The sequence below is a fragment of the Mycoplasmopsis mucosicanis genome (assembly GCF_006546935.1).
Lineage (GTDB): Bacteria > Bacillota_I > Bacilli_A > Mycoplasmatales > Metamycoplasmataceae > Mycoplasmopsis > Mycoplasmopsis mucosicanis.
Window position 1 is genome coordinate 1 of record NZ_SMDN01000012.1, and the last position, 21,459, is coordinate 21,459.

General features: G+C 29.6%; 17 protein-coding genes and 1 rRNA gene. 10 read left to right on the forward strand and 8 right to left on the reverse strand.

Going from position 1 to position 21,459, the window contains the following annotated elements:
- Window positions 1–5 precede the first annotated feature (5 nt).
- Window positions 6–111, forward strand: a 5S ribosomal RNA gene (gene rrf, locus E1I18_RS02945).
- Between the two features lie 78 nt (window positions 112–189).
- The gene (locus E1I18_RS02950) at window positions 190–1,017 is read left to right on the forward strand and encodes an HAD-IIB family hydrolase (protein ID WP_170218533.1); all 828 of its coding nucleotides are present in this window, start codon (window positions 190–192) and stop codon (window positions 1,015–1,017) included.
- Between the two features lie 36 nt (window positions 1,018–1,053).
- Here the strand turns inward: E1I18_RS02950 and E1I18_RS02955 are convergent, their stop codons facing one another.
- Genes E1I18_RS02955 through pepF form a run of 3 tightly spaced genes read right to left on the reverse strand, consistent with a single transcriptional unit; the run spans window position 1,054 to window position 6,547 of the window.
- On the reverse strand, window positions 1,054–2,862 hold the full coding sequence (locus E1I18_RS02955) for an ABC transporter ATP-binding protein (protein ID WP_141484112.1): 1,809 nt from the start codon (window positions 2,860–2,862) through the stop codon (window positions 1,054–1,056).
- A 12-nt stretch (window positions 2,863–2,874) separates the two neighbouring features.
- Window positions 2,875–4,677: an ABC transporter ATP-binding protein gene (locus E1I18_RS02960; RefSeq protein ID WP_141484113.1), complete on the reverse strand. Its 1,803-nt coding sequence runs from the start codon at window positions 4,675–4,677 to the stop codon at window positions 2,875–2,877.
- A 46-nt stretch (window positions 4,678–4,723) separates the two neighbouring features.
- Window positions 4,724–6,547, reverse strand: coding sequence for an oligoendopeptidase F (pepF, locus tag E1I18_RS02965; protein WP_141484114.1), 1,824 nt, complete (start codon window positions 6,545–6,547; stop codon window positions 4,724–4,726).
- Window positions 6,548–6,764: 217 nt separating this feature from the next.
- On the opposite strand from pepF, the gene E1I18_RS03830 reads away from it, so the two are divergent.
- Genes E1I18_RS03830 through E1I18_RS02985 form a run of 5 tightly spaced genes read left to right on the forward strand, consistent with a single transcriptional unit; the run spans window position 6,765 to window position 11,572 of the window.
- A complete protein-coding gene (locus E1I18_RS03830; protein WP_268926453.1) occupies window positions 6,765–6,896 on the forward strand; it encodes a hypothetical protein in 132 nt (43 codons plus the stop codon).
- A gap of 41 nt (window positions 6,897–6,937) precedes the next feature.
- Window positions 6,938–8,314: an ABC transporter ATP-binding protein gene (locus E1I18_RS02970; RefSeq protein ID WP_141484115.1), complete on the forward strand. Its 1,377-nt coding sequence runs from the start codon at window positions 6,938–6,940 to the stop codon at window positions 8,312–8,314.
- Window positions 8,298–9,134 carry an ABC transporter permease gene (locus E1I18_RS02975; RefSeq protein ID WP_141484116.1) on the forward strand — a complete coding sequence of 279 codons (837 nt, stop codon included), beginning with the start codon at window positions 8,298–8,300 and terminating at the stop codon, window positions 9,132–9,134. Before E1I18_RS02970 ends, E1I18_RS02975 begins: the two co-directional genes overlap by 17 nt.
- Window positions 9,127–9,954: an ABC transporter permease gene (locus E1I18_RS02980; RefSeq protein WP_141484117.1), complete on the forward strand. Its 828-nt coding sequence runs from the start codon at window positions 9,127–9,129 to the stop codon at window positions 9,952–9,954. The genes E1I18_RS02975 and E1I18_RS02980 overlap by 8 nt, the downstream gene beginning before the upstream one ends.
- Window positions 9,944–11,572: a type 2 periplasmic-binding domain-containing protein gene (locus tag E1I18_RS02985; protein WP_141484118.1), complete on the forward strand. Its 1,629-nt coding sequence runs from the start codon at window positions 9,944–9,946 to the stop codon at window positions 11,570–11,572. Before E1I18_RS02980 ends, E1I18_RS02985 begins: the two co-directional genes overlap by 11 nt.
- Before the next feature lie 354 nt (window positions 11,573–11,926).
- Here the strand turns inward: E1I18_RS02985 and E1I18_RS02990 are convergent, their stop codons facing one another.
- Entirely contained in the window at window positions 11,927–13,012 is a 1,086-nt protein-coding gene (locus tag E1I18_RS02990; protein WP_141484119.1) for a M42 family metallopeptidase, read from the reverse strand.
- A gap of 116 nt (window positions 13,013–13,128) precedes the next feature.
- Between E1I18_RS02990 and mgtA the strand changes: the two genes are divergently transcribed.
- Window positions 13,129–15,831 (forward strand): magnesium-translocating P-type ATPase, encoded by a 2,703-nt coding sequence (gene mgtA, locus E1I18_RS02995; RefSeq protein WP_141484120.1) that lies wholly within the window; start codon window positions 13,129–13,131, stop codon window positions 15,829–15,831.
- Window positions 15,832–15,870: 39 nt separating this feature from the next.
- Here the strand turns inward: mgtA and E1I18_RS03000 are convergent, their stop codons facing one another.
- Both E1I18_RS03000 and E1I18_RS03005 read right to left on the reverse strand, forming a co-directional pair.
- Window positions 15,871–16,632: a YgjP-like metallopeptidase domain-containing protein gene (locus E1I18_RS03000; protein ID WP_141484121.1), complete on the reverse strand. Its 762-nt coding sequence runs from the start codon at window positions 16,630–16,632 to the stop codon at window positions 15,871–15,873.
- Window positions 16,619–17,344 (reverse strand): nuclease-related domain-containing protein, encoded by a 726-nt coding sequence (locus tag E1I18_RS03005; RefSeq protein ID WP_141484122.1) that lies wholly within the window; start codon window positions 17,342–17,344, stop codon window positions 16,619–16,621. The genes E1I18_RS03000 and E1I18_RS03005 overlap by 14 nt, the downstream gene beginning before the upstream one ends.
- Before the next feature lie 85 nt (window positions 17,345–17,429).
- On the opposite strand from E1I18_RS03005, the gene E1I18_RS03010 reads away from it, so the two are divergent.
- Entirely contained in the window at window positions 17,430–18,032 is a 603-nt protein-coding gene (locus E1I18_RS03010; RefSeq protein ID WP_141484123.1) for an FMN-dependent NADH-azoreductase, read from the forward strand.
- 30 nt (window positions 18,033–18,062) lie between these two features.
- On the opposite strand, the gene E1I18_RS03015 is transcribed toward E1I18_RS03010, so the two are convergent.
- Both E1I18_RS03015 and E1I18_RS03020 read right to left on the reverse strand, forming a co-directional pair.
- Window positions 18,063–18,488 (reverse strand): transcription antitermination factor NusB, encoded by a 426-nt coding sequence (locus E1I18_RS03015; protein ID WP_141484124.1) that lies wholly within the window; start codon window positions 18,486–18,488, stop codon window positions 18,063–18,065.
- Between the two features lie 129 nt (window positions 18,489–18,617).
- Window positions 18,618–19,526 (reverse strand): ECF transporter S component family protein, encoded by a 909-nt coding sequence (locus E1I18_RS03020; protein WP_141484125.1) that lies wholly within the window; start codon window positions 19,524–19,526, stop codon window positions 18,618–18,620.
- Window positions 19,527–19,656: 130 nt separating this feature from the next.
- Between E1I18_RS03020 and E1I18_RS03025 the strand changes: the two genes are divergently transcribed.
- Window positions 19,657–21,207: a phospho-sugar mutase gene (locus tag E1I18_RS03025; protein WP_235888481.1), complete on the forward strand. Its 1,551-nt coding sequence runs from the start codon at window positions 19,657–19,659 to the stop codon at window positions 21,205–21,207.
- Window positions 21,208–21,459 lie beyond the last annotated feature (252 nt).

A 21,459-nucleotide genomic window follows, 5' to 3' on the forward strand; every position in this document is an offset into this window, starting at 1 on the left:
TTTATATACGTGGTTATAGCGCGGGGGATCACCTGATACCATTCCGAACTCAGTAGTTAAGCCCTGTAGTGCCGACGATACCAGAGATGGGAAAATAGGGAGCCGCGTTTTTTTTATATCTTTTTTTAAGATAAATACCTGCAATGCAGGTTTTTTATTATGCTTTCAATTTGTTATATAATAATTCTTATGAAATATAATCGTTTAACTTATTTTATTGATTTAGATGGTACATTATTTGACCAACGCGGACTTAACCGCGTTTCATTTCGCAACCAGACAGCTATTTTATTGTTGCAAAACTTTGCGGATGTTGTTTTATCTACAGGTCGTTCATTTGTTGATGCAAGGGTTAAGCAGGTTATTAAACAACTCAATATTCGCAATATCATTTGCTCATCAGGTGCAGAGGTTTATATTAATAATAAGTTGAAGATTTCTAACCCTATTATGAGTGAAACGTTAAGCAAAATTACTGATTTTGCAATGAAAAATAAGATTGCGTTTGTTATATATGATTCACGCGGTGAGCATTTATTTTTGGTTAATAAAGCACAAAAATTTTTGGCTAAGATTTTTATGAGCAGTTGAATGAAAACTATTGAAACATCCAAAAAATATGATCCTAGCAATTTTGATCAAGTGATGAAGGTGTCTTTCATATTGAAAAGCAATTTATTTACCAAAAAATTGATAAAAAAAATTAATTTAGAGATGGCTGAATATGTCAATGCTTATAGTGCTTCAAAGGGGTTTGTTATTGAGATTACTGATATTTCAACGAATAAGGCTCTAGCGACTAAAAAATATTGTGAAGCAAAACAAATTGATCTTAATGATACTGTGCATATTGGTGATTCTATGTCCGATGCATGTCTTAAAGGTGTGGTTGGTAAATTGGTTGCAATGCAGAATGGTGCAAGCAAGTTAAAAGCAATTGCAGATGAAATTGCTCCAAAACATCGTAGAGGCGGAATATATAAATATTTTGCAAATAAGTCATCAATAGAAGAATAAAAGCCACAATGAGATTTGTGGCTTTTTTGTTTATATTTAATTTAATTGTGAATGGTAAAGAGCAGCATAGCGACCATTTTGTTCAAGTAGAGTAGCATGATTGCCCCGTTCAATAATTTGACCATCATCTACAAGTAAAATTAAATCAGCATTCTTAATTGTGCTTAAACGGTGAGCAATTACAATACTGGTTTTATTTTTCATGATGGAATTTGCTAATGCATCTTGAATAATTTTTTCAGTGTTTGTATCAATATTTGAAGTAGCTTCGTCTAGAATTAAAATCTTTTTGTTGCCTAATATTGCTCGCGCAATTGAGATTAACTGTTTTTCACCTTTGGAAAGAATCATGTTATCATCTTCAATTTTTGTATCATAACCTTGTTGAAGTCGTAATATTGAATCATGAGCAGAAACAATTGAAGTTGCTTGCTCAAGATCGTCTTTTGTTGCATTTGTGTTTCCGATTAAAATGTTGTTTGCAACTGTGTCTTTAAACATATATGAGTCTTGGAGCACGACTGCTGCATTGTTGTTAAGTGATTCTTTAGTGATGTTTTTAAGTTCAATTCCATCAATGGTTATTGAGCCAGTTTCATATTCATAGAACTTGCTTAACATATTGATTATTGTTGTTTTTCCTGCTCCAGTAGGGCCAACTAATGCGACTACTTGGCCTGGCAATACTTCAAATGAAGCGTTTTTGAGTTGTCAATTATCTTTGGTTTTATCGTATCTAAATGAGACATTTTCGAATTTGATGTGTCCACGGATATTGTTGCCTAGTTGAACAGTTTCGCGAGTAGTATCAGGTGTGATAAGTTCGCCAATTTCTCTAATTCTTACACTGCTTATTACACCATTTTGTGAGCTAAATACTGTACCAAATATTGCTTGCAAAGCACCAGTAGCTGAATGCACAAGACCAATAAAACCAAGAACAAAACCAGCATCTGGAACACCTTGTATTAGTCCTCAAGAATGAATGTTATTATTGCTAAAAACTAATGAAAGAGCAGCGGTAACAAGAACTAAAAAGTTGGTACTCATAATAAATCAAGGAATAAACATTTGTGTGTATAAATCACCAACAAATGCGTGATTATAGATGTTTTTTGCTATCTTCATAAAACCTTCAGTCGACTCTTTTTGTCGGCCAAATGTTTTAGTAATTTTCATATTTTTCATGCCTTCTTCAACATATGCGTTGATTTGAGCAAAATCGTCTCAAACTTTTTTAATATTTGGACGTGCCTTTTTGATCATTAAAAATCCTACTGAAAAAAGAATAGTTGAAAAAGCAGCCATAATTAATGTGAGTGAAACGCTGTAAACTAACATCACAATTACTGTTAAAAAAAGGTGAATAAGGTGTGAAAAACCTTGTGTAAGAATTTGCACTAATGCATCAGAAATGTTGTTAACATCATTAATTAAGGTTGAAATAATGTCACCTGTTTTGCGTGAATCATAGTAAGCAACAGGCATTTTTAAGAGTTTGTTCATTGCTTTTTCTCTTAAATTTTTTGCAGTAGCATAAGATAAAAGTATATAGATTCTAAACTCAAGAATTCTAAAAATTAAAAATATTGTGAAGCAAAGGAGCATTAAGTAAATATAGGTCAAAAACAATGGATCATTAAAGCTACCTTGGCCATTAAAAATTTCTTTTGAAAACGTTTTAGAAACAACTAAACCACCAAGAATAATTCCAATTAGATATGCAATTGAGTTAATAGTTGTGGTTAATAAACCTAGAACAAAAAGTCAAGGACTTTTACCTGAATGCTTAATTACAAGACCAATAATTCCATAGGTTGATCCAAATTTCATTTTTGCTTTCATATTAACTCCTTTCTATAGGTCGAATTGATTGTGATGAATTTGTGCGTAAAATTCATTGTTTTTCAATAAGAATTTATGTGTTCCTTGCGCAATTATTTTTCCAGATTGCATAACAACGATATTGTCGCAGTCTTTTAGTGAACCAATTTTTTGCGAAATAAGTATAGTTGTGCATTCAAAATCATTTTTAATGTTTTTAAGTACTTTTTTAGTGGTTATATTGTCTAAAGCACTTGTTGAGTCGTCTAGAATTAAGATTTTTGGCTTTCGTAAAAGTGTTCGCGCTATTGAAATACGTTGTTTTTGACCTCCCGAAAGATTAGTTGCTCCTTCAGTAATTTTATGGTCTAATTTATCATCAAATTTATTAACAAAATCGTATGCACAAGCAGCTTTTAGAGCGCTATATATTTCTTCATCACTAGCATCTGGTTTTGCTCAAAGCATATTCGAACGTATGGTTCCAGAATAAAGCATTGCATTTTGATAAACTATGCTTACTGTTTGTAAAAGTTGATTGGTGTTGATTTTATTGATTTCTTGGTTGGCCAAGGTTATTGAACCTTCATTGTATAAATAATTATTTAATACAAGTGAGACAAGAGTTGATTTACCTGAAGCAAAAAGACCAACTATTCCTAATTTTGTACCAAAAGGCACTTTCAAATTGATATTTTTGAGTGCATAATTAGGATTTTCATGATAATACTTAAAGTTTAAATTCTTGAACTCTAAATCATAGTTTAGGTTCGGATTGCCTTCAACAAGATCTTTTATTTTTATTCCGTGTTCAACAAATAATTCATCTTGTTTAATGTCAAGTACCTCAGTAATTCTTTTTGCAGATACTCTAGCAACAAATGCAAAACGTAAAAAACTAGTCACAAGCATGATTCCGAAGGCAATCAACCAAAGATAATCAATAAAAATATTCATCTGCACGACTGTATTATCAGTAGCAACCTGACTTATTATTTGGTGTCTTGTAAACATGTAAATTCCAATTACAACAAAGTGTACTGTTGCAAAAAATATCGGGAATAGCAATGTAACAACAGTTGCAAATTTTGTGTTTAATTTGTATCAAAAACTGTTAGTTTGACTGAATTTTTGTGTTCTTTGAGTTTCTAAATTGTATGTTTTTATCGTTCTTGCACCATTGACATTTTCTTCAATTTCTTTGGTTACATCTTCAAGTTGCAATTTTGATTTTTTGATTAAAGGAGAAGCAAATTTAGCAATTACTAGCATCACAATTATTAAAATTGGAATTGTTGGTAATATCACAAGAGCCATTTTTCAATTAACTAATAATGATAAAATAACACCACCAACAATAAGCATAGTACCTTTAACAATCATTCTTAAACCAGAAACTAAAAAGTCTCAAAATGTTGCAACGTCATTAGAAATTCTAGTCATTATTGACTCAGGTTTTAGATCGGCTAAATTTTTCAAACTTAATGCGTTTAATTTGTCATAAAGTGATCTTCTAAAGAAAAATGACGATTGCTCTGCTGCTCAAACAAACATGAATACAGAAGCAAAAGACACAAGTGCTGTAAGAATAGTTTGTACAGTAATAATAATAATTAATCAATTTTGAATATAATTTCGGTCGGCATTTTCAAAAATATTGACCCCGGCAATAATTTCGATACTTTGTTTTGGTTCATTATTGAAGATCAATTTAATAAATTGAGCTATAAAATTCGGCATTGTTAAACTTAAAAATACACCAATAAACGTTAAAAAACAAGCCAATAAAAATTTAAGTTTAATAGCACGAGGCAAGGTCTTGAATAACTTTAACATAAACTACCTCCTTTTTTCCTAAACTACTCAAAAATGTGTATAAAAGTTAAATTTTGAATATTTTTTTACCTAGTTCAATGTATTGATCAACAAGTTCTTCAAAGTAACTAAAACCTACTTTATAGAAGCTTTCATCCTTGAGATTTACACCAACAGAAGCAAGTATTTCTAAAGGTCAATCTTTTCCACCTGCTGAAAGAAAGTTCTGGATATAGTTATCTAGAAAATCTTTTCCTTTATTTTTGTATTGAGCATAGAAAAAGTTAGCTACTAATTGACCAATTGCATACTTATATACATAAAATCCATAGTAAAAATGAGGGACAGTTACTGCTGCGTATTGATCGTCTTTGTTGAATTTGTGCTTTTTAGATGAGTATTTTTGTGCGTTTTGGTAGTAAATTTTTGCTATTGCATCATAACTTGGTCCAACTTCACCTTTTTCTACAGCATTGTATAAATCGTATTCAAAGTTTGCTCATAGAGTTTGACGAAAAACTGTACCAATAAAACCATCAATCATACTTTCTATTATTTTGAATTTAAAAAGATTGCTATTTGAATGTTTTAGAAGATGATCGTAGAGCATCATTTCATTAAAAATTGAAGCAATTTCAGCTAAAAAGATAGGATATGAAGCGTTATAAATATCATTATTTTTGTCGCTAAAATATGAATGCATTGAGTGTCCTAACTCATGTGCTAATGTTTCTACTGAACGTAAATCACCATCAAAATTCATTAAAATGTATTTTTTTTCAATACCATATGTCGATCCTATTGAATAAGCTCCCGACATTTTATTGTCAATAGTCATAAAATCTATTCAATTTTGTTCATAAGCCTTTTTGATTGTTGAGTAATATTCATCACCAAAAGGTTTTAATGCTTCTAAAACAATATCTTTCATTTGCTCAACTGTATAAGTTGATTTAACTTTGACCAATTCACGCATTGAATCGTATTTTGGATTGAATTTTGTTTTATATTTTGCTTCATAAAATTTTTTTAGTCATTTGTTGCGTTTTGCAATTGTTGTTTTAAGAGAACTTACACGATTAAAAAGCGATTGCAATAATTCATCATCAATCTTGTCAGAATAAGTAAGCATATGAATTGAGTTTTTATAACCCCTAATTTTTGCATCAGTTGCAATTGTGTTAAATTGTTGAAAAAGTAGATTTGCGAGTGAATCTTTGTGTCTTAGATGCGCTTTTTTGTAATTTATGTAAGTGTTTTTACGTAGCGCTCCATCATCTGATTTCATAAATTTTATACGTACTGCAGGAGAAAGTTTATGTTTTTTTCCTTTTGAGTCTAAAGGAAAACCATAATCTAATTCCGCATCAGTAATAAGGTCGAAAATACCTTCATAATTAGGGCTACATTGACTTTGTTTGAGTATAAATTCTTCAATGTTATCATCAAGTTTGTATTTAAATGAGTCAATTTGCTCAATTAAATCTTTTTTATATGGAAGCATCCGTGGATCATTGATTCAGGTTTTAATTTTGTCAATATTTCTATAAAAACGTACAGTTTCAGAACCTAATTTTTCCGATATTTCTTGCAACATAAAATCTCATTTATTGCTAAGTTCTGAATAAGTTGAATTTGTTAATTCTCTATTTGATGAGTTTGAAAGATAGTTGCTAATCCGGTTAGCAAGAATGCTGATTTCAACATTTTTATCAAGATAATCTAAATAAGAGTCGATGTCATCGTATTTTGAATCTTTAATTTCAATAAAATATTCACATTTTTGTCTATACAAATCAAAAAGCTGCTCAATTTTTTGACCTTGTAACAAAAAATCTAAATCAAAAAGATATTTTTTTTCAACTTCATCCACGTTTTTATATTGTTTCATATTAACCTCTCTATTAAATTATAATTATATCTCAAAATCTTAATTTATATGAGAGCTTCATTTATGATTTTATTTTGACGAATATACACGTTTTTGAGTACTTTTGGTAAAAATCTACACTTTTGGTCTTATTGAACGAGATACTAAATTTTAGATAAATAATTAAATACTTATTTTAATTTATATATTAATAATTTGTTCTATAATACTTGCTATTATGAAAGACCAAAAAATTAACAACACAAAATCAATTCTTGCTAATTTTTCAAGTGAATTTTGTACTTCACTGTCTTTTTCATATGCTGAATATTTTGAAGATATTTTTGAATGTGCTTCCCAGGTTTTTTAGTCGGTTTTGACTAATTTTTAAACACAATAAAAGGGGAGGACATGAAAAAAGATAATTCAAAAAGAAACATTATCGAACTTAAAGAAGTAGTTAAAGAGTTCGATGACAAAATAGTTTTAGAAAACATTAATTTACAAATTAAAAAAGGTGAGTTTGTCACCTTGCTTGGACCAAGTGGTTCAGGAAAAACAACAATTTTGCGTTTGATTGCTGGTTTTGAGAGAGCAACAAGAGGTGAAATTATGTTTAATGGCCGAGACATTAAAGATTTACCTCCACACAAACGTGATTTATCAACAATTTTTCAAGATTATGCATTGTTTCCAAACCTCACTGTTGAAGGAAATATCAAGTATGGTTTAAGTTTAAAACGTTTACCAAAAGAAATAATTAATCCTAAACATGAGGCACTGCTAGCTCAACAAACAAAAATTTGAGAAGCAAAAGCTAAAAGCGAAATGGCTAAACTTGATGCATTACAAACAAAATATGAAGAAGAAATGGAAACTCTCAAAGAGAATTCATTGCCTTATAAACGTAGACAAAAATGATTGGATCAATCAAATTTCAACTATTCATATTGAGAAAATTATGTAAATATTCAAACAGAAAAGTTTGAGAAAAAATACTTAACTCGTCGCATTTCTAAAGAAGAAATGAATGCAGAAGTCGATAAAATTGTGGATCTAGTTGGCTTGAGTGGCTCAAAAAACAAATCTATTCATGAACTTTCGGGTGGAATGAAACAAAGAGTTGCTTTAGCTCGTTCATTGGTAATTGAGCCAGAAATACTCTTGCTTGATGAACCTTTAAGTGCTTTAGATGCTAAAATTCGAGTAAAAATGCAAAAATTATTGCGTAATTTACAGCAACTTTTAGGAATTACATTTATTTTTGTTACTCATGATCAAGATGAAGCTCTAGAATTATCTGATAGAATCGCAATTATGCGTGATGGTGTTATTGAGCAATATGATACACCTAAACAAATATATGACTATCCAGTCAATAAATGAGTAGCAACATTTATTGGAAATTCAAATATTTACAATGCAAAATTCAATGCTGATGCAACTGTAACATTTATGAATAAAACATTCAAAACAATTCACGATGAAGATGAATTTAAGGCCAATAGTGATGTTGATGTGTTAATTCGACCTGAAGATATAGATATTATGTATGCTGATGAAACAAAGAAAAAAACAGGTTTGATTGGTAAAATTGCTGATGTAACCTATAGAGGTAGTTATCACTATTTAAAAGTTATGCTTAAAAACGGTTATCAAATTTTTGTTGAAACTCCAAAAAAATTTGAAGAAGGTGATAGAGTTTCAATTAGTTGAACCATTGACTCAATACATATTATGGCAAAAGACACAAAATGGGATTACACAACTGATGAATTCAAAAATTAAAGCAAAATTAGCACTTAATAAACGTTTAATTCTTCTTTTGCCTTATTTATTGATTGCAATATTTTTAATTGGTTTGCCTGTAATTATGATAATTGTTAAAGCATTTACTCCTCGTGAGGGATTTGACAATGCTCAAATAATTAAAGAATATAACACATGAGTAATTATGGGTAGAAGTTTGCGTATTGGAATTATTAGTGCAATTATTTGTTTACTGATCGGCTTTCCTTATGCATATTTTGTTGCAACATCTAAAAGCAAAATTTTGCCAATTTATGCAATGAGTTTAATTTTGTCACCAATGCTCATTTTTACAATAGCTAGAATTTATGCAATTAGAGGTTTTTTTCTTAGTATTTTCAATGAAGACACACTGAATGCTGAATGATTTATGATTCTAGCTCTTAGCTATCTAAACTTACCATTTATGATCATGCCTCTTTATTCAGTGTTTAGAGATATGCCAAAAAACATTCTTGAAGCAAGCGCTGATTTAGGTTATAACAAGTTTCAAACATTGCTTAAAGTTGTAATTCCTTATGCATTCAAAGCAATTTTGAGTGGATTTAGTTTGATATTTCTTTCTTCAGCCACAACATTTGTGATCAGTGATAAATTGCTTTCAAATCCTGCTCAACTTCAAACAATTGGTTCAGTAATTAATCAATATTCAGATGCCTCAAATCAATATGAGTTGTCAGTTGGTTCTGTACTTGTTTTGGTTGTTTCAGCAATATTTATTGGTTGCTATGCATTGATTAATTTTGTTCCACGTCTAATTATTAAGTTAATTCAACGAAAAGGAGCAAAAAATGCATAAAATTACTGAGTTTTTTAAGAAAAGTTATATTTATATAATTTTGGCTCTTACTTATATTCCATTAACTTTCGCTATTGTTTTTAGTTTTAATAAACCAAGCGAAAAAGGATTTCTATCATTCACCTGAAACACATATAGTGCAGAATCTTGAAAAACATTCTTTAATGAAGGCCGGGACGTAGCACTCATTAACTCAATAATTATTGCGATTTGCACTGCAATTATTGTTATTTTTGTATCATTAATCACTGTTTTTGCTTTATGAAGACAAAAAAATCGAAATTATGAACGAGTAACAAAAAGTCTAAACAATATTCCAATCATCAATCCAGACAACATCACTGCTATTGGACTTGTATTGGTATTTAGCCTATTTTTTGGAACACTATCATTAGCAAAAGAAGGCCTTATTCGTGGAATAATTGGTCATAGCATTATGGCTCTTCCATATGGAATTTTGTTAATGTTTCCACGAAGTGAAAAATTTGAACGTTCTTTATTTGAAGCTAGTCAGGATTTAGGTTACTCAAAAGTAAGATCTTGATTCAAAACGTATTTTGTGTATATGATTCCAACAATTATTTTTGTAGGATTAGTTTCAGCATTTTTGAGTTTTGATGACTTTATTATTCTCAAAACAACAACAAATGTAGCAACATTGAGTACAAAACTTTATGAAGGTAATTTCAGAGGCTGAGGTCTTGTTGTTGGTTCAGGTGTGCTATTTTTGACTTTAATTGGTAATGCAATTTATATTTCTTTAAAAGTTGCAAGAAACAGAAAACAAAAATTAATTGCAAAGGTTAATAATGAAAAATAAAATTAAAGCAATTCTTAAAAGAACTGCTCTATGTAGCGGCCTGGTTTTTGTTGGAGCATCATTAATTGGTGCAATTGTATATAAATTTCAAAAACCATTCAAACCAGCTTTTTATAACTATAAATCATATTTAGCACCCGATAACATAAAGATTTTAGAAGATAGTTATGATTACAAACAGTTTGATACGCTTAATCAATTCACAAAAGCAATTCTTACTCAAAAAGCAATTGGTGGTATTGGTTCAGACGCGCAAGCAGTTCAACTTATTCGTCGTGATAAACTTAAAAAAATTGACTATGTTAAGCTTTTTACTGATAAAACTCCATCTTGAGCTATCGGTAAGACTTTTGAAGAGTACTTCAAGACTGCTGAATACAAAAAATTCCAAAAAAGCTTACTGACTCAAGGTGTTTGAGACCATTTAAATTCAAAAGATTATACTGAAGCTTTGAAAACAAAAATTGAAGATGATGGAAGAGAAAGCGAATGAAATGATGGTCAAGAGCGCAAATTATATGACTATTTTGTCCCTTATTTCAGTCAAGATATGGTTGTTGCCTATAACCCTTTCAAAGTTGAAGGTGTTCTTAAAGAAAATGGAATAATAGAAAAATCAACAGATGAGTCTGGAGAACAAATTTCTCTTTTAAGTGAGCTTGGAAAACAAAAACTCTATGAATCAGACAAAAAAATCATAGATTCATTACTCAATGAAGGTTTCAATAAAAACAAACCTATTGATCAAAAAGAAGTTAGACTTGTAGATGTCTTAAAATCATTATCAAAAAACAATTATAAACGTTGAGAAATTACTGATGCAGTTAGAGATAATATGATTTATGGTTCTGCATACCAATATGACAATGACAATAACTATATTGACATCAATAAAACTGGTAAAGCAAATGACAAAAATGAGCCAAAATTATATAAAAAGCTCATTGACCAGTTTGAAAAATTGATTTATGATGGTATAGGTGCTTCATTAACAGATAAGAATATTCAATTTATTGGTGATGGATTAGAATTATTAACCAATTTAATTTCTTCAAGTTCAAATGTAACGGCTGCAATTATGTACAATGGTGATGCAGTAGATGCATATTTTTCACTTGATAATTTCGCTTCAGTTGCCGATGGAAGCATAAGGTTCATTAGACCAAAATCAAATATATTGCTTGTTGATGGACTGGTTTTAGCAAAAAGTGATCAAGTTAAAGAAGAAACATATGATAAATTATTGAGCAAGGCTCGTGATTCATTTTATCAGGGTTTAAGTGTTGATGGTGACACTCTAAAAACCAATTATGACTGAAGTTCTGCTGAAAAAGTTGAAAAATATCACTCATACATCAACTTTGACTATGTTGCATATACTCCTGTATTTAAAACACTCTACGATTATGTTTCAATAAGTAAGTTTGCTGATCTTGATCATTTTGAAAAAGAGTACGCTAAACAACTTTTTGAAATTAAAGATGAGTACTCACTTTTTGATCCTATAACTAAAAAACGTTTATTTAATTACAAAGTTGATCGAACTTCGATTATTCCAACTGATCAAAAAACACAAACGAACATAAATACATATTGATATCAAAAAACAAAAAAATAGACTTCTCAAAGTCTATTTTTTGTAACTATATATCAATACATTGATATATGTTTCATACCAAGTTTTAAAAATTGACCAAAAGTACTCAAAATTCAGTATATTTGTAAAATTTCATATCAAAAATGCTATACATTTTACATACAATTTTGATTTCTCAGCAAACAAATTAAAATTATTAATTTTTTGTTTTAAAATTAACCAAAAGTACTGTAAATTCAGTGTATTCGTAAAATTTAATACGTCAATATTCATTCTTTATCCAGAGCAATATTAAAACTATAATTGTTGCTTAAAAAAAGACTCAACATAGGCCTTATTTTGAGTCTTTTTTAATGATTTATATACACTGCTGAATTAAAAATGTTTTAATTCTTTGATTGTTTCACTATTTATATATTTAACAAACTCAGTAGCTAAATCAATAGCAGCTTTGATATCTACCAACGAACATACACCAATAGGTGAGTGTAAATATCTTTGTGGAAGTGAAAATGTTATGGCCGGAACTCCGCCTTTACCATATTGCAATGCAGTTGCATCATTTCCGCCGCCTTCTGAAACATATTTATATGCAGGAATGTTGTGTTTTCTTGCTAATTTCATTAGTAATTCAGTTAATTTTGGATTAGTCAAAAGACCACCATCTTTCACTAGCAATGCTACACCATCACCTAATTTTGTTCCGCCTTTAATTGTTCCAGTTGTATCATGACTTGCACATGTATCGATTGCAATTGCAACATCTGCATCAATTATTGATGTTGCAGTTCTAGCACCTCTAAGACCAATTTCTTCTTGTACAGTACCAACAATATATGTTTTATTAGGCAAATCCAAATCCTTGATGTTGTTAGCTAAAAAATCAATAACAGTAACACCTGCTCTATTATCCATTGCTTTACCAGCAATTAAATTATTAGGCATATCGATAGCTTCGCCAGACATATAAATTCTATCTCCTGGTTCAACTCCAAATTCAATAGCTTCTTGTTTGTCTTTGAAACCGCAATCAACATAAAGTTCTTTATTTTTAGGTGCTTTTGAAACTTTTTCTTCTTCTAAAATATGAATTGATGTGTGTCCAAAAATACCATAAATTTCTTTATTTTCTTTATTTGTAACCAATTTACATTTAGTTCCAATAACAGTTACAGGTCAAATTCCGCCGATTGGTGCCACAAGTAAGTTTCCATTATCTTCAATATTTCTAACAATATAACCAACTTCATCCATGTGTGCAGCAAACATAATTTTTGGTGCTTTAGGGTCACTATTTTTGTTTGAAATTATTAATGAACCAAAACCATCGTATGAATATTCTAGATTGCTAGATTGTGTATTGCTTTTCAATGCATCAGAAACAGGTTTTTCATAACGACTCATTGCTTCAATTGCCATATATTCTTTTAATCTTGATGCTATTTTTTCATATTTACTCATATTTACTCCTTTTAACATTACTATAATTTTAGCACCCTTACACAAAACATTTTTGTGCATTTATCATTCAAAAACAAATAACACAATATAATATAAATATTAAGGGGGTTGAGTAAATGGCTAAACAAAAAAATAAAGTTATTGATCAAAATGCAAAGCAAAGAATTCAGCAAGCTGCTTATGATAGTGCTTCTAGTTTGTATGAGCAATTTAATTCCTCGGCCAAAGGTATAAAAGATGAGCAAATTATTGCTCAAAATTTGGAGAAATTTGGCTCAAATAAATTGAATAAAAAATCCTCTAACACATTATGAAACAAGATTGCTGCTTCATTTTTTAATCCATTTAGCTTAATATTGATTGTTTTAGCCTTAATTTCAATAGTTACAGATATTATTCTTCCTCTCACTAAATCAAAACCAGCCGAACCAGCCACTGTAATTATCATTTTTTCAATGGTTTTAATTTCTGGGGTATTGCACCTTGTAGAAGAAATTCGAAGTTCTGCTTCAAGCGAAAAATTAATCAATATGATATCAACTACTGCTAGAGTAATGCGAAATGGAATCTTTTATGAGATCCCCCTTGAACAAGTGGTTGCTGGTGATATTGTAAGTCTTGCAGCAGGCGATATTATTCCTGCTGATGTGAGAATTTTGAGTGCAAAAGACTTATTTGTTTCTCAATCTTCATTAACTGGTGAATCGCATTCAATAGAAAAATTTGCAACACTTGTTAAAAATTTTGAGTATGAAAATTTAGTTGACTACCATAATTTAGCATTTATGGGTTCAAATGTTATTTCTGGTTCAGCAACCGCAATAGTTGTAGCAACCGGGAATCAAACATATATTGGTCAAGTTGTGCAAAAAATTAATGAAAAACCTGTTAAAACTGACTTTGAAAAAGGTATTGGCGCAATTTCAAAATTACTAATAAAAATAATGTTGATTATTGTTCCAATTGTATTTTTAATCATTGGAATAAAAGGTCAAATTGCAGGTGATAGCAATAAATGAGTTGAAGCTTTATTGTTTGCTATTGCTGTTGTTATTGGTCTAACGCCTGAGATGCTTCCAATGATTGTAACTTCTACACTTGCTAAAGGTGCAGTAATAATGTCTAAGAAAAAAACAATCATTAAAAGCCTTAATTCAATACAAAATTTTGGTGCTATGGATGTTTTTTGTACTGATAAAACCGGAACTCTGACTCTTGATCAAATCGTTCTTGAACGACACATTGACGTATTAGGCAACGATAATAACAGAGTATTACGCTATGGTTTTTTAAATTCATATTTTCAAACAGGTCTTAAAAATCTTCTTGACCTTTCAATTATTGATAAGACTGAAGAATTGAGTGCTGATGATGAGCAATTGCGCAATTTAGAAGATTTATACACAAAAGTAGATGAAATTCCTTTTGACTTTGAACGTAAGCGGATGAGTGTTGTTGTAAAAAATAAAAATGGTGAAGTTCAAGTCATTACTAAAGGTGCTGTTGAAGAAATGATTTCTATTTGTACTCAAATAGAAATCGAAGGAAAAATTGAACCTTTAAGTGAACAAACAATTAAAAAAGTACTCAAAAATGTTGATAAACTCAATGATTCAGGGATGCGAGTTATTGCTGTAACACGCAAAAGTGTAGATGCTTCATCTATTGGAAAATTCAGTATTAAAGATGAAAGCGAAATGATATTAATAGGTTATTTAGCATTCCTTGATCCACCTAAAGAATCAACTGCTTCTGCAATAAAAAACCTGCACGACCATGGTGTTGAGGTTAAAATTCTCACAGGTGATAATGCAAGAGTAACAAAAGCAATCTGTGCTCAGGTTGGTTTGAATGCTGATAAAGTAATTTTAGGAAAAGACATTGAATCACTAAATTCAACTGAGTTAGGCGAAATTGTACAAAATTACAATATTTTTGCTAAATTGTCTCCCGACCAAAAAGCAACAATTATTACTGCATTGAGAAATAAAGGTCATGTTGTTGGATACATGGGTGATGGTATCAATGATGCGCCTGCAATGAAAGTTGCTGATGTGTCTATTTCAGTTGATACAGCAGTTGATATCGCAAAAGAAAGCGCGAATATAATTCTGCTTGAAAAAGACCTTAATGTTTTGGCTACTGGAATTGTTGAAGGACGAAAAACATACGCAAATATGAATAAGTATATCAAAATGACTGTAGCAAGTAATTTTGGAAATATAATTAGTATCTTGATTGCTGCATTCATGCTTCCTTTTGTTCCTTTGATGGCTGTACAAATTTTATTCTTGAACCTAATTTATGATATTTCATGTGGCTCAATTCCTTGAGACAAAGTTGATGATGAACTTCTACACAAGCCGCGAAAATGAAATCCTAAATCAATTTCACGCTTTATGCTTTGATTTGGTCCTGTATCTTCAATAGTTGACGTTCTTGGTTTTGTGTTATTGCGCTATGTATTGATTCCGTATTTACATCCAAATGTTACTGATATCAATCAAATAGCAACACTTTTCCAAACCGGATGATTTATTATCTCTATTTGAACTCAAAGTTTAATTATTCATTTCATTAGAACACAAAAAATACCTTTTATTCAATCAAGACCTTCAGCTCCACTATTGATATTCACAATTTTAGGACCTCTTATTATTACCATAAGTCCTTATATTCCTTGACTAAATGGTGCATTGAAAGTACAAGCTCTCTCACCTTGATTCTTCCTTGTGCTAGCTGGTCTTATGTTTGTATATATTTCACTCACGTTGATAGTTAAAAAGGTATACATAAGAAAATATAAAGAATTACTATAAAAATATAGACCTTTGAGGTCTATATTTTTTTGCTCACAATTATTCAAATGATTGAGTTATAACAACATCTAAACTTTCTAGTTCCTCTTCATATTGTTTTAGATTTTCATCTAAACTATAAAACAATGAATAAAATTTATCATCATGTCCAGACTTAGTTTTAACATGTGAGAGTTCATGCAACACAACTGATTCAATAAGTTTAGGAGGCAAACATATTAAAGATAAATTGTATCTTATACATTCTAAAATACCCATAAAATAAGTGCATTTACCTCAATAACTTCGAACATAATTTTTTATACTGGTTTTAGGTTTTTCTAACCCCATTTTTTTTGTGTATATTGAGTGCAAATAATCAATATATGTACTCAACTTTTCATTCAGGATTTCTATAACTTTTTTGTATAAGTTCACTGGTTTGTGTTCATAGTTCTTATTTAAAATGAGTGTAGCAATCATTGTTTCTTGATCCAAAACTAACTCATTTTTGTGTTTATTGGTAAAATTTATGCGTAAATTATATTCGTTGCCAAAAAGAAAAACATTCATTGAATTAGATAAACTAAGCCAGTATACTTTCTTGCTTTTTTTGTCGTTAAATTTATTAATAATAGTTTTCTCAACAGATTCTGTATTTATGTCAATTGTATTTGGATAACGACCTACAAATATTATCTTACGTTCTTTATCAATTGAAACATCAATGTATTTTATATAATTAGATCCCACTTTTGGAGTATAGTAAACTACTTTGTGCTCTACACCTTCATAAACATATTTATGCTTATCTAGATACATCTTTTAAACCTTTTTCTCATTTTTTTAGTGCTTTTAAACTCTTTACTTCATATTCGCGCACTGCTTGAAGCATATCTTCAATTTCATCATTTTTTAAAGGTACTGAGACTTTAAAATCATTATAAACATCTTCAATAACCTGAACAAAATTCACATCATTTGCAACTATGTTTCATTCAGGATTGTTTTTTATTTCATATGAACTAAACTCAGGTAAGACAAGCAATGAAAAACAAGGAATTTTAGTTCTAGTCATCTTTTGAAAGTGTCTAATATGGCGAAAATTCTGTGTGATAGGATTATTGAAACGACGTTTTTTGTTCTTGTTTGAAATAGTAATCTTATCATCAGTTGCAAAGCCTTCTATCATGCCTTTAAGATATTTGACCTCAACTATCATAATGAAGTGTCGGCAATATAAAATTCCATCAATTTCAAACTGATTGCCATCGCCAAACATAAATCTTTTAGCGCCTATAAACTTGAATTCATTTTTCTTTGCAAAATCTTGAAAAAGATTAGCAATTCTGTCCTCGAATGCAAATCCCTCAGTATCACGACGCTTATTTTTTATATGAAGTGTAATATATAAAGACAATAAACCAATAAGAATTAAAGACATTATAATGGTGCCGAGTATAATTCCTATTTTTTGCTCATACGTTAAAGGATTAATTTTTTCAAAATTTAATTGTGTAAGATTTGATTCCATATTTTTATTATAAATATTTAATAAAAAAGCGTTTATAAATATTTGAATTGTTTTGCTATGTGTATAATAACAACACGGAGGAATGATGGAATCAATAAAAATACTTTCAGTAACAGGTTCAGTAAATAAAGAATCTTTATCAGTAAAATTAAACAATGCAGTTGTGTCGAAATTATTGATGCAGTACCCTAATTCACTATTAACAAGATTGGACACATCGCACTCTGAATTTGCTAATTTATCGCTTAATGAAGTGAGTTTTGCATCATTTTTCAATGATGCTAATTCAGATTATTGAATTGAAAAATTGCATGAGAGTGATATATTAGTACTTTCTACACCAATGGTTAATTTCACTTATGCGGCTGGAATAAAAAACTTTATAGATGCAATTGCTGTTGCAAACAAGACATTCTCATACAAGTACTCAAAAAAAGGTGGTTCTGTAGGTCTTCTTAATAAGTTGAAAGTAATTCTAATTGGTACTCAAGGTGCTCCAATTGGTTGATATCCATTTGCAGCATTTATTGATAATTTAGAAGGTATATTTAACTTTTTAGGTGCAAAACAAATTGAAAAAATTGTGGTTGATGCTAATAAGGTTGAACCACGCTCGGCACTAAAACATGAACAAATTATTGACTCATTAGATCAACAACTTGATGCAATTGTGCAAAAAATGCAATAAAAAATGTGTATAAAACACATTTTTTTATTGCTATTTAACAAAATATTTTCTTACTATTGCTTCATTAAGCACAAAAAATCTATAGACATTATCAACCACTTTATTAACGTGTTTATACATATTAGACTCATTGCTATTACCAAAGAAATCCTTTGTTATTTCAACTGCTTCATTAATAACAATTTTAGGTTCTAAAAAGAAAAATTCGTATGTCGCATTCAATAAAATTGCACGGACCAATGGATTTTCTTGCTCTCATGTCTTCGATTCAAGGAATCTTGAAACAATCTTTGTTAGGTAGGCAGCATTTAATATTATTCTTTCAATTTGTTTGTATTGATCAGCATCTAAAAAGTCATTTGTTTCATAAATTCTTTTTAAGTCATAGTCGCTGAGTAATTCGCATGAGTAAAGAACATTGATTATTTCAATTCGGTTTCTACGTCTAGATTTCATAATATTATTTTATATCACAAAATTTAAAAAAGCATAATAATTGAATTTTTATATAGTGAATAAATGCTTGAAAACAAATAAAAATTTTACCTATATACTCATTTATGAGTACTTTTGGTAAAATTTTTTCTAATATGATATTTTAGCCTTATTACTAATGTATTTTTCTTTAAAGAATGAAAGAATAGCAAATAAAGGTCCAAGTAAAGCAATGTAAATAGGCACCAAGAACAAGTCCTTAACTACAATTCTTACAAAGTTAATTATGTAATCTACACCATATGTTCTAAATGTACCTGTTTCACTTCTATGTATATAGTTGTAATATTCAATTCATGCAACAGGTCCTAAAATCCATCTCACAACAATTGAAATTAATAAAATTAAAGAAGTCGTCATTACATAATACATTCATTTATCATTTTTTGTTTTGAAGTATAGATACGTAAAACCACTAGTTAAACCAAATGATAATAGAGCATAAATTACTAAAACAAATACAATGATATATCTAGGAGAGCTTATTTTACTCGTTACTTTGAATGAGCCATCAGGATTTGATTTTCAAACATAAATAAATAAGACCATTATAAAAGCAATTAATACAAATAAATATGATAAGACTAAACGAGCGTATTTTGTCTTTTGAAACAAGTAAAAGTAGCCTGATGAAATTATTGAAATAATTGGTGGAAATAATGCATATAATCAAAACCAAGTTCCAATACTACCAGTGATTAAAAGCATCAGCGTGTCAGCAATTAATGCTAAAAGAGATCCTTTAATTGGTCCTAGAAGAAGGCCAAAAATTATAAACATTATGTATCCTGCTTCAAAGTTAAACAACCTTGCAATTGTAAAACGAGAAAAAAACATAACAACGATATGCATAGCAAGCAATGTAGCTGCAACAGCAATGTCAATAACTCTAAAGGTGAATCATTCCTTTACATTAAACCTATTTACATTTTCTTTTTTCTCATCTTTTTGAGATGAGACTGAATAAGCAACTGTTTGTACGTATGATTGTGATTTCATATTGACCTCTTAAATTTTTGATTGCATAATGAACTTTTTCAATAGAAAATTATACAAAATACTCATAAATAATATATTCAACGACTAAAAATGAGTAAAAATTAATTTATTATTATACTATAATTTTAATATGAAAAACACAAAAAATATTAATAAATCAATAGATTTTGGTACAGCTGGTATCAGAGGGAAAGTTGGCTACACTGCAGCACATTTATCACCTGCACACGTGCAAAGAGTTGCTCAAGGTTTTGCTGCTTATTTACTAAAAAAATATAGAAATAAAGACAAAATTACAGTAGTTATTGGAAGAGATAATAGAAGATTTTCAAATAAATACAGTCGTTTGATTGCTCAAATTTTGTCTTCAAAACCAAAATTTGAAATAATTTTATCTAGAAAAATAACTCCTACTCCTTTTGTCTCTTTTTTAGTCAATCGTCTTAAAGCACAAGGTGCATTCAACATTACCGCTAGTCACAATCCAAAAGAATACAATGGAATCAAACTTTATAATGAGCATGGAGCTCAATGTTTACCTGAAGAAATTGAACAAATTAAAGCAAATTTTGCTGACTATAACACTTTTTCAAATGATGTTAAAGACTTAAAATGACCTATAGCACACAATATTAAAGATGTATCTAAAAAATACTGAAATGAGTATGTTGAGTATTGTTTAAAAATTGCCCAAAATACACATTTTTCAATTGATAAGGTCAAAATTGCATATTCACCTTTACACGGTACAGGTTCAGTGTTAGCTGAGCAAATATTTGAAAAATTAGGCTTTAAAAAAGACAAAGATGTTTTCTTCGTCAGGGAACAAATGTTGCAAGATGCAACATTTAAAACATGTCCTTATCCAAACCCAGAAAAAGAAAGTGCATATGAATTAGTTGAGCAAGTAGGTCTTAAAAACAATTGTGATTTATTAATGCTTACTGACCCCGATGCAGATAGAGTTGGAATAAAAGTAAGACATAACAATAAATATATTTTATTAAACGGAAATGAAACTGCAACACTTATTCTCGATTATTTGTTGCGTATAAACACTGAAAATTTAGACGATAAATATTTAGTTTATTCATTTGTATCGTCTAATTTACCCGAGCAAATTGCAAAAAGTTATGGCTTAAAATCATACGTGGTTCCAACAGGTTTTAAGTGAATAGGTCATACAATTATGCAAAATAAAACACAAAAAATGTTCTATGGTTTTGAAGAAAGTTATGGTTCATTGATTGATTCATCTCTTGTTCGAGACAAAGATGCAATTGCATCTATTGTCTCAATAGTTAGAATGACTCAATATTATAAGGATCAAGGTCTAGACCTTATTGAAGCACTTAATCAAATTTATGAAAAATTTGGTTATGTATCAAGTAAAACTATTGATTTTGAAATTGACCAAAACACTGATATTTCAGTAATTCAAGAAAAATTTATCGCTTTAGAATTTGAGAATAAACACATAAAAAACTACAACAATGAAACAGATTTTATGAAGGCAAACATGATCAAAATATTTTTCGAAGATAAAAATGATTGACTTGCATTGCGACCTTCAGGAACAGAACCTAAAATTAAGTTTTACATTTTTGCATATGGCTCTAGTGCTCAAGAATCACAAGAAAAACTAGCAAAATATATAGAAAAAATAAATAAAATTTTTTAATCATTATTTGTGAAATCTAAAACATAATGAACCGCTTGAGATAGGTTAGTTTAATTGTAAATGTTATATCATGTTTGTTAAAAATAACTAACAAGATTTTGATTTTAATACCGTTATTTGATAGTTTTTTTTGGTTAAACCAACATTTCGTTGCAAAACAAGAACATTAAATAAATTTCAATGTTCTTGTTTTGTTCTTCTTTTGCAAACAAAAGAAGCAAAATTTCTTCTTCTTTTGAAAAAGAAGAAGCA